This is a genomic window from Verrucomicrobiota bacterium, assembly GCA_038744685.1.
Lineage (GTDB): Bacteria > Verrucomicrobiota > Verrucomicrobiia > Opitutales > Puniceicoccaceae > Puniceicoccus.
The window spans coordinates 15896-28684 of the sequence record JBCDMB010000022.1 but is presented as its reverse complement, the minus strand read 5'-3'; the positions used below and the strand labels follow the sequence as shown (position 1 = coordinate 28684).

General features: G+C 52.5%; 13 protein-coding genes. 4 read left to right on the top strand and 9 right to left on the bottom strand.

The window, feature by feature from the left end:
• Nucleotides 1-22: 22 nt before the first annotated feature.
• Together AAGJ81_12025 and raiA are read right to left on the bottom strand one after the other, a co-directional pair.
• Nucleotides 23-1222: a pyrophosphate--fructose-6-phosphate 1-phosphotransferase gene (locus tag AAGJ81_12025; GenBank protein MEM0966869.1), complete on the bottom strand. Its 1200-nt coding sequence runs from the start codon at nucleotides 1220-1222 to the stop codon at nucleotides 23-25.
• A 243-nt stretch (nucleotides 1223-1465) separates the two neighbouring features.
• Nucleotides 1466-1834: a ribosome-associated translation inhibitor RaiA gene (gene raiA / locus AAGJ81_12020; protein ID MEM0966868.1), complete on the bottom strand. Its 369-nt coding sequence runs from the start codon at nucleotides 1832-1834 to the stop codon at nucleotides 1466-1468.
• Between the two features lie 71 nt (nucleotides 1835-1905).
• Here raiA and AAGJ81_12015 point away from each other — a divergent pair, with 71 nt between their 5' ends.
• From AAGJ81_12015 to AAGJ81_12005, 3 genes are all read left to right on the top strand, one after another.
• The gene (locus AAGJ81_12015) at nucleotides 1906-2736 is read left to right on the top strand and encodes an SDR family NAD(P)-dependent oxidoreductase (GenBank protein MEM0966867.1); all 831 of its coding nucleotides are present in this window, start codon (nucleotides 1906-1908) and stop codon (nucleotides 2734-2736) included.
• Nucleotides 2737-3627, top strand: coding sequence for a tRNA (adenosine(37)-N6)-dimethylallyltransferase MiaA (gene miaA, locus AAGJ81_12010; protein ID MEM0966866.1), 891 nt, complete (start codon nucleotides 2737-2739; stop codon nucleotides 3625-3627).
• 66 nt (nucleotides 3628-3693) lie between these two features.
• Nucleotides 3694-4470 (top strand): RluA family pseudouridine synthase, encoded by a 777-nt coding sequence (locus tag AAGJ81_12005; protein MEM0966865.1) that lies wholly within the window; start codon nucleotides 3694-3696, stop codon nucleotides 4468-4470.
• 5 nt (nucleotides 4471-4475) lie between these two features.
• Here the strand turns inward: AAGJ81_12005 and AAGJ81_12000 are convergent, their stop codons facing one another.
• Nucleotides 4476-5087, bottom strand: a complete 612-nt coding sequence (locus AAGJ81_12000; protein ID MEM0966864.1) for an HAD family phosphatase — start codon at nucleotides 5085-5087, stop codon at nucleotides 4476-4478.
• Between the two features lie 578 nt (nucleotides 5088-5665).
• Here AAGJ81_12000 and AAGJ81_11995 point away from each other — a divergent pair.
• Nucleotides 5666-6304: a YbhB/YbcL family Raf kinase inhibitor-like protein gene (locus AAGJ81_11995; protein MEM0966863.1), complete on the top strand. Its 639-nt coding sequence runs from the start codon at nucleotides 5666-5668 to the stop codon at nucleotides 6302-6304.
• An 89-nt stretch (nucleotides 6305-6393) separates the two neighbouring features.
• Here AAGJ81_11995 and AAGJ81_11990 read toward each other — a convergent pair whose 3' ends face one another.
• The 6 genes from AAGJ81_11990 to AAGJ81_11965 are packed head-to-tail and all read right to left on the bottom strand — an operon-like array spanning nucleotide 6394 to nucleotide 12782.
• On the bottom strand, nucleotides 6394-7602 hold the full coding sequence (locus AAGJ81_11990; protein ID MEM0966862.1) for a hypothetical protein: 1209 nt from the start codon (nucleotides 7600-7602) through the stop codon (nucleotides 6394-6396).
• On the bottom strand, nucleotides 7592-9040 hold the full coding sequence (locus AAGJ81_11985) for a hypothetical protein (protein MEM0966861.1): 1449 nt from the start codon (nucleotides 9038-9040) through the stop codon (nucleotides 7592-7594). Before AAGJ81_11985 ends, AAGJ81_11990 begins: the two co-directional genes overlap by 11 nt.
• 27 nt (nucleotides 9041-9067) lie before the next feature.
• Nucleotides 9068-9307 (bottom strand): hypothetical protein, encoded by a 240-nt coding sequence (locus AAGJ81_11980; GenBank protein ID MEM0966860.1) that lies wholly within the window; start codon nucleotides 9305-9307, stop codon nucleotides 9068-9070.
• 14 nt (nucleotides 9308-9321) lie between these two features.
• Complete coding sequence (locus AAGJ81_11975; GenBank protein ID MEM0966859.1) at nucleotides 9322-10545, bottom strand: type II secretion system F family protein; 1224 nt, start codon at nucleotides 10543-10545, stop codon at nucleotides 9322-9324.
• Between the two features lie 6 nt (nucleotides 10546-10551).
• Nucleotides 10552-12267 (bottom strand): GspE/PulE family protein, encoded by a 1716-nt coding sequence (locus tag AAGJ81_11970; protein ID MEM0966858.1) that lies wholly within the window; start codon nucleotides 12265-12267, stop codon nucleotides 10552-10554.
• The gene (locus AAGJ81_11965; GenBank protein MEM0966857.1) at nucleotides 12264-12782 is read right to left on the bottom strand and encodes a hypothetical protein; all 519 of its coding nucleotides are present in this window, start codon (nucleotides 12780-12782) and stop codon (nucleotides 12264-12266) included. The genes AAGJ81_11970 and AAGJ81_11965 overlap by 4 nt, the downstream gene beginning before the upstream one ends.
• Nucleotides 12783-12789 lie beyond the last annotated feature (7 nt).

Here is a 12789-nt window from a genome sequence, read left to right as displayed (position 1 = left end):
GCCGCTCCGTCTTTCTAATTACCTACACCTGCCCGATTGCTTGCAGAAGTGCCTGGAACCAATCGACCTTGAAGTCGAATGGTTTACCTCCCTTGATTCGGTCGAACTCGATGGCCCGCAGGACATGGCCCTGTTCCTCATCGTGTCCGATTACGCCTCCTTCCCTCCGCAAGGCGCATTCTACCGCGAGATCCGCACAGCCTTTGATCAAACGAAGATCCTCCGCATTGGCCGCTGCGGCACGGGCGAAATAGCCACTTTTTTGCACAAGCACCTTTTCAGCACCGAGCTCTTCCGCAAACTTGTTTCCGAAATACTTTCCCGGATTGACCGCGTCCAGTTTTACATGACCAAAGGCATCCCGCGGAACTTCCTCACCATCTTTCTCCATTTGAGCGACAATGCTTTCCACTCCGGCACCCTCGCTGATAAACAGGTTGACACAGTCCTGCTCATCCATGACCCGGTGCAAACGGGCAGCCTCAGTCGAGAGGTCTAACTCCATTTCTGGAATAAAGACTCCATGCACTTCATAGCGCTCCCGCGACAAACCTAGACCAGGGACCCACTCCTTGCCGTCAAGAATCTTGCGATACTCTTTCGCGGTTGCCGCAGTCAACCAGCCGCAGTTCCGACCCATCACCTCATGAATGATCAGCATCCGCGGGTTGGCATTGTGCTCCGCGACGACGTTCTCAAAAAAACGGGCGCCGTGCTCTGCGGCTGTCCAGGCTCCCAGACTCTGCGCAATCGGGATGACGTCATTGTCGATTGTCTTGGGAAGACCGATTACCGTAAGATCGTAGTCATTGTTTTTGAGATATGCCGCCAGGTCCGCAGCCGCAGTATTGGTATCATCTCCTCCTATCGTATGGAGAACATCCACACCGTCCGCGACCAGCTGTTCAGCCGCTTTTTTCTGCGGATCCTCTCCCTCGGCTACAAGTCCCCGCTTGACGCAGTCTTTTACGTTGGTGAGCTTCACCCGACTATTACCAATCGGGCTTCCGCCAAACTGATGAAGGATTCCCGCATTGTTCCGCATTCCAGAATCCACAGTGATCGAATCGCCTAGGAGCAGGCCCTTGTATCCACTGCGATAGCAGATCAACTCAATCGAAGGATCGATTTCCGAATAACGCTCGATCAGTCCTCCGACAGCGGAAGAGAGACAAGGAGCAAGGCCACCAGCGGTTAAAAAAGCTACTTTCTTTGGCTTCATAGATGACGGGATACCTCTTACCGATTGGACTGTCGAGACTCATACCTGTTCGGGAACCACGAAGATTCAATAGGCTAGAATTGTCGCTTGCACGTAACCGGGAGCCAGGAATTCGGTGGTAAAATCCTCTGCCTCCCGATCAAAGAATCGATCCAAAAAAAACGCCACCCAAACAATGTTGGGTGACGCAGAAAAAACGAGGCGTATAACTAGCCCTTAGAAGTTCTGTTTAATCAAAACGCCCTATGCGACACTAGCCTTTGGCAGTTGTGCAGGAACATCTACCGAGTGGACATCCTTTCGCTTCACTCGGCGGAGACGGGAGCGCCGACGCAACATCCGGTCGAGCTTGTCGACCATACGATCAATCGAGTTGTACATATTGTCCGACTGCTCAGTGGTGATTAGCGGATTCCCCTCGATCTCGATATGGCCTTTTGCAATCTGCTCATTCTGACTCGTCACGTTTTTGTTGTACTCCAGTTCAACCCGCAATCGAATGATCCGTTCCTCATGCTCAAATAGCTTTTCTGCCTTCCGGTAGACCGCCTCTTTCATGGACTCGGTAAGTTCGAGATTGCGACCAGTGACGATGACATCATGTTGCTTCATGCCTTTTCCTTTATTTTTAGTTTTAGTGTTTCAAAGGGTGCCTTCCAAAGACACCTGTTAAAGTCTGCCGTATGAAAAATAGCCTTGCTGCTGCGATTAATTCTTTCGATCGAGTGATCATTTCTGGTGGTTCGTCTGGCATAGGCGCCGCTTTAATCCGGCAACTCCTGATTTTGGGGCCCGACTTAGCCTTTTGCAACCTTTCTCGGTCCTCTCCTGAAATTGAAGGGGTCGGCGACCGTTTGACTGCAATATCCTGCGATTTGGCCGATTCTTCGTCGACTGAATCAGCGGTTGAAGGCTGCAGAGAGTGGATTCGTGAAACCGACCACGGAAAACGTATCTTATTGATAAACAACAGCGGATTCGGATGTTACGGTGTTTTTCCAGCACCCAATACGGACCGGAATCTGGAGATGCTTGACGTCAATGTTCGAGGACCGGTCTGGCTCACTGGTGCCCTTGCAAATGATTTGTTAAAAACAAAAGGAGCAGTCATGAACATTGCGTCCACAGCCTCTTTTCAACCAACCCCATTTCTCTCTGCTTACGGAGCGACCAAGGCCTTTCTCCTCCATTGGAGTTTGGCACTTTCTGACGAGTGGCGGGCTGATGGCGTCCAGGTATTGTGCGTGTGTCCGGGACCCACAGAGACAGCCTTTTTCCGGGCAGCCGGTTTTGAGGAAGCACCTTTGAAAAAAGGTTCTGGTCAAACCGCTGAGGAAGTAGCTGATATTTCCCTCAGAGCTCTTGCTAAGGGAAAATCATTAGTCACCTGCGGCTTCGGCAATAAGACGATGGCCGCACTATCCAGCAAACTCCCAAAGACTTGGATCACCCGTGGCACAGGAATTCTGATGAGGAAACTGCGCCTCGAACGCCACCAAAAGCCGGTTGAGTAGATGGGCATTCCTATCCGCCTGCTTGCTGGACCTACAGCGGCTGGTAAATCAGCTATTGCGCTGGATTGGGCTCGTCAAACCGGTGGATGGATTCTCTCGTGCGACGCGCTTCTCTTTTATCGGGGAGCAGATATTGGAACTGCCAAACCAACTGCCGAAGAGCGACGCGAAATCTCCCATTTCGGAATCGATCTCTGTGAACCGGATCAGGTTTTCAACCTTTCGCTCTACATCGATTATGCCAAGTCTATCCTGGCCAGAGCCGTGGAACAAGATCGTCCGATTCTGGTCACCGGAGGAAGTGGGTTTTATCTCACCGCTTACTCGGATCCCGCTCCCGATAACGTAGACATCCCAGAATCGATTCGTCGGGAAGTGGAAACTATTGCTTCCAATGGAGGTATCGAAGGCTTGCGGAACCGATTGCTAGCCGTAGACCCAAAACCAACCATTGACCTGAATAATCCAAGACGGATAGCTCCCGCGCTTGAGCGTTGTCTAGCGACCGATCTAACGACCGCCGAGCTGAAGAAACGGCATCAGGATTCGCCCTGCGCTTTCGAGGAATTTGATCGGAGGTGGTACCTGGTCGATCCTGGTGAGGTAGAGTTGCAATCGCGGATAGAGGCCCGAACCCGACAGATGCTGGAAGCCGGTTTGATCGATGAAGTTCGGGAGTTGGTAAATCGCGGTCTGAGAAAGAATCCCACTCTCTCAAATGCAATCGGATATCGAGAGACTCTCTCCTTTCTGGAAGCTCCGACAAACCCTGCCGACCTCGGTAAAAGCATCACCGAGAATACGATTCGGCTATCGAAGAGACAACGACGCTGGATCCGCAACCGCCTTCCGGAGACGAAAGTAATCGAATCCGGAGATGAGATTCTCTGAGATCTTCGACCTTCGAAGATCGAAATTCGGCCACCAAACCTATTCTCTAGAGAACTCCACCTAGCAATGCTCCTCCACTCTCCTGACCAACGATTCATCCAGCCTGAGGCTCCGGAGATTCGGGAAGACGAGTTCAACTCGATTATCCTTTTCGAGAATGAGCGAGTGCTGGTAGTAGATAAGCCCGGCTGGCTCGTCTGCCATCCTTCCAAGACGGGGCCCGGTTCCAGTTTGGTTGGCGCAGCGAAACGATATCTGGATATTGAAAGACTCCACCTTGTCAGTCGGCTAGACCGCGAAACGAGTGGAATCGTCGTTTTTGCGAAAGACCGTGGAGCCGCCCGGTTTATCCAGATGGCAATCGAAGCGCGAAAAGTTCGAAAGTCTTACTTCGCAATCGTGGAAGGTAAAATGACTGAACCTCAATCGGTCGATGCTCGAATCGTTCCGGACAAGACCAGCGAAGTTCGTGTGAAAATGACCACGCACCCAGCCGAGAGGGACCCGTCGATCCGCACCCATTTCCAACCTCTCAAGACAGACGGACAGTTTACGCTCTGCAGAGTCCATACAGACGGTGGGCGTAAACACCAAATCCGCGTTCACGCATCTCACCTCGGCATTCCTCTCCTCGGAGACAAACTCTACGGACCCGACGAAACCTTCTATCTTGAGTTTTGTTCAGAGGGTTGGACCGATCGCCTCGCCTCAGGATTAGCCTTCCATCGCCAAGCACTTCATTGCGACTCTTGGGAACTCAGCAATGATCTCGGGTTGCCTAGCCTTGAGGCCCCTTTGCCTTCGGATCTTTCCTCCTTTTGGGAAGCCCGAGAAATGACTTGATCCTCTTAGTGGGCTTTTGCCACCCCTCGCCGAGCATCAACCATAACCGTAGTCATTCCGCAGGTCTCAGCGGCCTCTTGACCAGCCACCCCGTCTTCAAAGACCAGACAACCCTGGGGACGAACTCTCAGGCGCTCCGCCGCCAGAAGGAAACAGTCAGGCGCCGGCTTTCCCCTCGCAACGTCTTCAGCGGCGACGATGACGTCGATCAAATCGGCAATCCCGGTTACTTCCAAAGATCGAACCACAGCCTCTCGCACACTTCCTGAAGCCACCGCCACAGGGAGTCCACGTTCATGAGCATCCCGCAAATGCCCCACTACATCAGGGAAGGCCTTCAACGAGGTGATCCGGTCATGAAAAAAGCGTTCCTTGATAACACCCACGGATTCTGGGATCAGGGTTTCATCGTAAATCTCGTTCAGCTCCTCAATCACCTGGTGGAGAGACTTTCCCGCAGTTCTGTAGAAATAGTCTTCGGGAAGGTCCCACTCGGTTCCTGAAGAACGAAGACTATGATTCCATGCCTCGTGATGAAGCGGCATTGAATCGACCAAAGTACCGTCGCAGTCGAAGATGTAGGCCTCGAAATTTCCCTTGGGCAAGGTAATGCTCATCTTTCGACAACGAAGCTTTCCTTAAGAGAGGTCAAAGAGAAAGCTGATGTATCCTGATAAAAAACCTACTTGGGATACGTCTAGAAGAGGAGGATTTGTCTACGAAAGGACCGTGCTAGACATCCGGCTCGAAGGACGGGTAGAAAGCCGTTTTACCGAACGGAACCCCAGTGAGGAAGCTCTCGACGTTACTTAAAGTATCTGATGCCACTGATCCGACAACCCCGCAAGCCAGTCCTTCTACGACCAATCTAAAACCTCCTCCGCACGAGAACCAGTCTTCTTTACTGGCGCTGCTTCCTAAAGAAGTGGCTACGGGTATTTCAAAGTCATTCTGCAATCGGTTCCGAAATCACCCTTTGCTAGGCTAGAAGAAACCCACTCGATTGAGGGAATTGATCGCAACTCCTTGAGGAACAGAACGAAGCTACTGGCTTGCATCGAATACAACCGAACAGCATAAAAAGACACAGAAACGGAGTCCCCTTTCCGCCCGCCTGGCGGCATTTCAGTTCGACAGAAAAACACCTCTTCTAGGAGCCCATCTCAATTTCCCTACCACCAAAGAATGTAGAAAAATGAACAAACCATTCACCATAGACATTGACTCGTGGGGCTACGGCTCTCCCATCCCTACCCGATTCGCTTTTGGTCGGCCGGGCCAAGAGTCTCCGTTCGCCCCAAGTGACAACGTAAGTCCTGCGATCACTTGGTCGGATGCACCTGAAAACACTCAATCGTTCGCAATCATCTGTTACGATCCGGACGTGCCTTCGTCAGGAGAAGACGTGAACCAGGAAGGCAAAGTCGTGCCTGCAGATCTGCCCCGCGTGGACTTTTTTCACTGGGTTCTGGTCGATATACCCGCCGATGTCTCAGGTTTGGACGAGGGTGCCGCCAGTGTGGGTGTCACTCCAAGAGGTAAGAAGGTAGGTTCGACTCAATATGGCGTGACGGGACAGAACGATTACACCGCATGGTTTGCAGGAGACCCCGACATGGAGGGCGTCTACGGAGGTTACGATGGCCCGTGCCCTCCTTGGAATGACACTATTGTGCATCACTACCACTTTGAGGTCTTCGCCCTCGATATCGACACACTGGGCCTACAGGGCGAGTTCACTGGTCAAACTGCACGGGAAGCCATGGAGGGACATATTCTCGCAAGTGCTTCTCATATGGGAACCTACTCGATGAATCCCGAAGTAAAGGGTTAGAGCAAATTCCTCACAAAACAGTGCCTGTGATTCGGAACCCCGGACACTCTCAGTCTTGGGATACCTCTGTTTTTTCGCGACGACTGCTATCAGAAGCCCAAACGTTTCTTTTCGGGAAAACTAACATCTTCCAGCTCCGCTCCTGATCGCGAGTATATCTCTGCGACAGACTGCTTACCGATTGAGAACACAACAACCGCGCTTCTCCAGTCGAGTCTTTCCAGATCTTCATCGAGAGCAAAGACAACCGGATACCAATCACGCTCCTCAGAGATTTTGGGCACTTGAACATATTCCTGACCTCCAATTGCCGCCATCGAAGGCTTATTTCGCTGACCTACTAACTGATTCTCTCTATCAAAAAGGTACAACCGGACCTCCGGGGTTTTCGAGGGAAGACCACCCCTCACTCGAACTTCACTTTCGATACAGTCGCCACCTCGCCTCCAGTCCCCATTAAACAGAAGGCTGAGCGGCCAGTCGGATCGGCGGACTCTTCTTATCTCCAGTTCCAGCTCGGTAGTAGGGGCTATGGTTTCTGTATCGTCTTTCACTAGGAGACTCGGGTCCCAATCCGGAAACAACCTCTCTTTCTCGCTGAACGCAAAATCCTCAAAAGAGCGGCGCGGATCCATCTCCGCTGATATACCATCAGGCCCCGAGAAAACTACCAAAACCGTGTCCCAGTCTCTTCCTTCCAGAAACTTTGAAATTGGAAAATAGACATTGTACCGTTCTCCCGGCTCAAATGACTTAGGTGGATCCTCGTATACCTCGTTACTGACTTCAATTCGAGATGCTTCCTTAAAATGGCGAATCAACTGATCGTCTCGATCGAAGAAGTATGCCGCGATCGATCCCTTTACGCTTATTCGTTCACCTTCATATTCGACAATCACCTCGATTGCATTGATTCCATGTTCCCATCCTTCCTCCGTCCTGATGTACCCATCAACCTTCGTCTTCCGCACGGATTTGATAACATAAAAAGGCGAATTTGAAGGCATCTTCCAATCGATTTCCTTACTTCTGCCAATGGCTTCTTGTTTTTCAATGTAGGCAACATCTGCTGGCGAAAAACGACTTCGGTCCAAGGTAAAGCGAAAGCCGTCCTGCCGCTCAATCGTGACCTGACCGTCATCACGAATCTCGATCAACCGAGCCTGCATCTCTCGACCGTCAACGCTTGTCCACTGACGAAGAGACCACTCTTCCCCGTTGAGAAAAGCCGTCAGGAACAGAGCCGCAAATGCCAAAGCCGGACTTCTGATACAAGACTTTACGAAACTACAAACCATTTCGTGTCTCCCTTTGAGTCGGTCTCGGAGCTTCGAGGAGCCGGTAGAGAATATTGTCCGTAAAGACCGGATCGCGTGTCATCCCTAGGTGATCCGAGAAAATGAAGGTCACTGCGTTCCATTGAATTGGAGATCGAAGCCGTGGAACCCACTTCTGCCCAACTCTCTCATCCATGAGAGCACTCGTTCGCAAAACGGTCCGGTCACCGGGTCTCAATTGAGTCTGACGAATCTCGTAGGTCGCCGGATCGACAAGAACAAGCGATGGCGTGGGTTCAGAGTCAGCGGCGAACAATTCAATCACCGTTCCGGGCGGAGGACTGGCCGGTCGATCAATCGCCTCATGGAACTGCTGGGCGTTCTGAAGACACTTCTCAAGGTGATCACGGGCGATTTCTTTGAGTTGGTCCACTGGAACGTTGGGGAGGATTCTCGCTAACTCTGCTTCTTTACCATCTGCCGCCAGTCCCCATCCGAATCGAAACCAGACCGATGGATCCGTTGGTTCCAGCCATTCAGTCGGCACCCCATCGACCTGAAGAACCTGCTGTCTTCCCCTTGGCATCAACTCATAGAGAGAAGGAAAAGTACCAATGATTACCGGGTCATATTGCGCAAGGATACTGAGGTCCAATCCATCTACTAGGCGATGAATCGAGTCAGTTGAGCCACCGTTCGGTGTGCCAACCAGAATTGCTTTTTCCACGTGTTTGGCTCCCTCCCAGGTAATCTCAGGAAGGCTTCCATTCGAGGGAAGCTGCTCTGCACCGTATCGCAGGTAATACCGCGTGATTAAACCACCCATTGAATGGGCAACAATGTCGAAACGGACAGGTTCATCTGTCTCGCCAAAACGTTCCCTCCGTTGCTGCCTGACGTATTCTGCCTTATCTTGGATGAAAGCGTCGAGAAGCGCAGCATTTTCGACGTTTGACCTGCGCCAATCGTAATGAAACTGAAAACAAGTGTAGTGACGGTCTCCGTAGTCAATCTCCCCTGCACGCCCTAGATCTTCATCAGCATACCCGCCCACTCCGAGAGTTCGCATAATGTTGGCGTAGGCAGAGAGTTCGATGGGAAGACCAAAAAGATCAAATCTGAGTCGGTCCAGTGCCCCAGTCGAAACAACGTCATCCTGTAGGTCTGACAAGGGTACTCCTTTAGCCATTGGAAGAGCAGCAAGGGCAGCTCCATAAGGCGTCTCCGGATCAACAAATTCTCCTGAAAATGCACCCCAGACTGGAACTCCCGTGCCCTCTTGTTCCAGGATCGAGCCCATGATTCCCGGAACCACGATTACCGGGTTTCGATCCACGCCTTCATAGCGAGCCGGCAAGCGGTAGATTTCAGGGATATCTGGTGCCTTTACAGCAGTCTTGCACCCTCCAAGGAGGACTAGAGCGAGAAGTAGGAAACCCAGCTTCGGTAAAGAACGCATTATACCAAATTTAAGAATGATTGATAGTTATGGCGGGATGGGAGATGAGTCTGAGTGAGGCGGCCCGATTGGAGGCGGGTCTGCGACCCGTGCCAATCGGGTCCCGCGTCCGCGGGACTGCTCAGGCTCATCCCACGCCCGTCCTGAAAGGATGCGCCCGGAATCGAAGTTCGCGGCGTTGAAGGGATCGACGCGTATCTCGATAGGCATCCGATCCCCGCGCCTTGCGCTGCTTCGATTCCGAGCTGCACCATATCTGTCAATCATTCTTAAATTTGGTATTAAAGCCCAATCGAGTTACCCACTTGGAAGATCGATGTAACCACTGCAAGTGCCACCATGGTAACGAAAAGAAAGGCTCCTCCAATCGCGCCGCCAGAGACGATCACGGTGAGATTCCGCAGCCGGTCACCCAGAGATTCTCGGTAGTCGGCCCGCAGTCCATCGAAACCATGTGAAAGCTCTCCGGTCTCTTCGCCCACCTTCAACAAGTCTGATGCAGTGGGATCCAACAGACCATGCTGCTGGAGCGAGACAGCCACGGATGCCCCCTCATTCACAAGACTGCGGACTTCCTCGAAGCGTTTTCGAAGCTCAAGATTACGGATCGCTTGACGGGTTAGGGAAAATGCTTGGGACGCGTGGATACCGCTTCCGAGAAGTAACGCCAATATACTACAAAGCCGGTATACTTCCGCATCCTTCACAATCGCACCAACAACAGGCACTTTCAGAAGGAACCGATCAAAGCGATACCTACCTTCCGGTGTACGATGCATGATCGCAGAAACGATGAGAGCAACCAGGGCAATGCCAGCTAAAATCGGCGCTGCAAGGAGAAGCAAATTCGAAGCACCGATCAGAAACGCGGCAAAAGGAGATAATCCTGAGCCCAACCCCTCCACAGTAGATTGAACCCGAGGCATGAGAAAAAACAGGAGGAAAGCCGCTACGGCAAGAGCCATACCGAAGAGAAAAGTCGGATAAAGAAGACTACCGATCAATTTTCTCCGGACTGCCCTGCTCTCGTCCCGCTGCTCTAAGAGCTCTTCCAAAATCGGTGGCAAATTTCCGGTCTGCTCTCCGATCTCGATTACCGTGTTCATCGTTTCGCGGTTTCGCCCAGGGGCTGCATCCTTCAATGCCTGCCCAAGAGTCGATCCATCGCTAAGGCGCGCCCACACTCTTGAAGCAAGATCGCGAAGCACCGGCGAGCTGGCTCGATCCCTGAGATTGCGCACGGCGTCCCCGATGGCCATTCCCCCCTTCACAAGGCCAAGAAGCATCTTGAGAAGTGCGTCCACATCCGAATCCCTGATGCTGCGTGAAGAGCTACGCCTTTTGGGTGAACTCTTCGACTTCTTTAACGCCTTCTCACTAATTCCTGTAGGGCGAAGACCAATCCCTCTCAAACGACGGGTAGCTTGCACCCGATCTGCCGCGTCGATCTCTCCGCCTGTTGCCTTTCCGCGGGAGTCACGCGCGGTGTATTGGAAAGTGGGCATGACGCCTTATACTGACTCTTCCTCCGAAGTCCTCACATGCCGTAGTGCTTCTTCGGGCGAAGAGATGCCAGATATCATCAAGTCCCATGCACTCTCCTGTAGGGTCTTCATCCCGTCCGCCATAGCCGCCTCTCGGATCCGTTTGGAAGAAGCCCGTTCGAGAACGAGATCGTGGGCCGCCGCCTGGACCTCCAACATCTCAAAAACCCCCACTCTCCCTCGATATCCAAGACCACGACACCATTCGCAACCTACCGGATAGGAAAGGGACACTGTACTCGGGTCAAATCCCTCTATCGATAGATCCAACATCCGCCTCATCGAAAGCACCTGATCTGGGGGAACCAGACGCTTTTCCGCACAATGAGTACAAAGACGTCTGACCAGTCTTTGGGCAATTACCAGCTCGACACTCGAAGCGATGAGGAACGGCTCAATTTCCATGTCGATCAGCCTCGTTAGTGCCCCGGGCGCATCATTAGTGTGAAGAGTCGAAAGCACCAAGTGACCCGTGAGAGAGGCACGAATCGCAATTTCAGCTGTATCGCGATCGCGAATCTCACCTACCATGATGATGTCGGGATCCTGCCGCAAGATGTGACGAAGTGAACGGGCAAAGGTAAGGCCAAGGTCTTCGCGGATCTGGGTTTGATTGACACCGGGAACCTCATACTCAATCGGATCCTCAACCGTCATGATCCTTTTGTTGGGAGAATGCACCATGCGGATAAAGGCATTAAGAGAGGTCGACTTTCCCGAACCAGTAGGTCCAGTTACAAGAATGATTCCATTGGGTCGACGCACCACCTCACCCACGATCTTCTTTTCAAAGTCCCGCAGTCCCAGATCATCTACACTCATGGCCTGGCTCTTTTGATTGAGAAGACGGAGACTCACACTTTCACCGTAGAGTGTTGGAAAAGTCGAAATACGAATATCGATCTCATCCTTGCCCCACTGGAAGCCAATACGACCGTCCTGAGGGCGACGACGCTCCGAAATGTTCAGATGAGCCATAATCTTAATCCGCGAAATGATAGCGGCCTGAAAACTCTGCAAGTTCTCCGGAACCGCCACTTTCGTCAGTTCACCGTCGATCCGATAGCGAATCGCCAACTTCTCTCGGTGCGGCTCGAAGTGAATGTCAGTTGCTCGGCTCTCCAACGCCTGCCGGATGACTTCGTTGACGAAACGGATTACGGCTGCGTCTTCGTCCTCTTCCTCACTCAATTCCTCTTCTGCGACGATTGATTCCTGCCCTTCCAAACTCGCAGAACCAACTCCGTAACGCTCGGTTATCCGGTCCGAAATTTTCTCCATTGTCCCAAGCCGGACGATTGGCCACTGGCCCGACAGGGTCCGAATCCAGCGCTGCTCAACCGGACTCAGAGGCCAAATTGTAACGGCTTCCATTAAGGATCTTTCACCGCTGCGGTCTGCTTTCGCTGGCAGAAACTGCAGGGAATGAAGTAAACGGGTGGGCGCCCGCTCCATCTGGTCTTCGTCGACCAAAAAATCTTCCACGAATGGAATTTTCGCTACTGCAGCCACTCGCCGGGAGGTCTCGTTTTCTGAAATGCCAAGTTTTCTAGCCAGGTAGCGAATCTTTCCCTGACGGTCCGTTGCAAACCACTCTTCATCCGGTTCTACCCCCAAACCGTTCAGCAAGCGGTCTTCAGAAACCTGCTGTTGAGGAGAAGGAAAATCGATGGAAACACTCATTCTGTCGGGACAATCACTCGCCGCCGAACGGGGATCCGGGCCGCATTCTGGTTTCCAGTCGGGGGACTGGGAAGGACTTGGTTATTTGCGACGGGCGTCTGCGGCGGTCGCTGATTGGCAGCCGGGTTTGGTGGCGGCATCGCACTGATCGAGGGTGGCTTGAGTGGAATCGTCTCTCTCCTACCGGCAACCTCGACGACCGCCTCTCTCGCGGCAAGATGAAAGCGAACAAACTTCACATCGTCCACTCGATCCCCTGGCGTCAGCCAGGTACCTCTCGGTTCACCCAAACGCCTGAGTGAAACACTAACGACTCCGTTGTTGGTAGAGACGCCCACAAGTTCAAACCGGCTCGCCGCGGCTGCCACTGGAGGCGAGACAGGCTTTGGAGGCTGAACCGGCGTCGTCCTGTAACCGGGCGGCAAAAAAGGAGACCGATTGATTAAACTCTCAATGGGAGCCGTCTGCCCCTGCACCAACGAACCGACCGACACCCCGAGAATTGTCAGGATCAATCCTACG

What these genes read in the sequence shown, in the direction of transcription:
- AAGJ81_12015 (MEM0966867.1), top strand. Translation starts at nt 1,906, where the DNA reads ATGAAAAATAGCCTTGCTGCTGCGATTAATTCTTTCGATCGAGTGATC.
- AAGJ81_12005 (MEM0966865.1), top strand. Translation starts at nt 3,694, where the DNA reads ATGCTCCTCCACTCTCCTGACCAACGATTCATCCAGCCTGAGGCTCCG.
- AAGJ81_11995 (MEM0966863.1), top strand. Translation starts at nt 5,666, where the DNA reads ATGAACAAACCATTCACCATAGACATTGACTCGTGGGGCTACGGCTCT.
- miaA (MEM0966866.1), top strand. Translation starts at nt 2,737, where the DNA reads ATGGGCATTCCTATCCGCCTGCTTGCTGGACCTACAGCGGCTGGTAAA.
- raiA (MEM0966868.1), bottom strand. Translation starts at nt 1,834, where the DNA reads ATGAAGCAACATGATGTCATCGTCACTGGTCGCAATCTCGAACTTACC.
- AAGJ81_12000 (MEM0966864.1), bottom strand. Translation starts at nt 5,087, where the DNA reads ATGAGCATTACCTTGCCCAAGGGAAATTTCGAGGCCTACATCTTCGAC.
- AAGJ81_11970 (MEM0966858.1), bottom strand. Translation starts at nt 12,267, where the DNA reads ATGAGTGTTTCCATCGATTTTCCTTCTCCTCAACAGCAGGTTTCTGAA.
- AAGJ81_12025 (MEM0966869.1), bottom strand. Translation starts at nt 1,222, where the DNA reads ATGAAGCCAAAGAAAGTAGCTTTTTTAACCGCTGGTGGCCTTGCTCCT.
- AAGJ81_11980 (MEM0966860.1), bottom strand. Translation starts at nt 9,307, where the DNA reads ATGATTGACAGATATGGTGCAGCTCGGAATCGAAGCAGCGCAAGGCGC.
- AAGJ81_11975 (MEM0966859.1), bottom strand. Translation starts at nt 10,545, where the DNA reads ATGCCCACTTTCCAATACACCGCGCGTGACTCCCGCGGAAAGGCAACA.
- AAGJ81_11985 (MEM0966861.1), bottom strand. Translation starts at nt 9,040, where the DNA reads ATGCGTTCTTTACCGAAGCTGGGTTTCCTACTTCTCGCTCTAGTCCTC.
- AAGJ81_11990 (MEM0966862.1), bottom strand. Translation starts at nt 7,602, where the DNA reads ATGGTTTGTAGTTTCGTAAAGTCTTGTATCAGAAGTCCGGCTTTGGCA.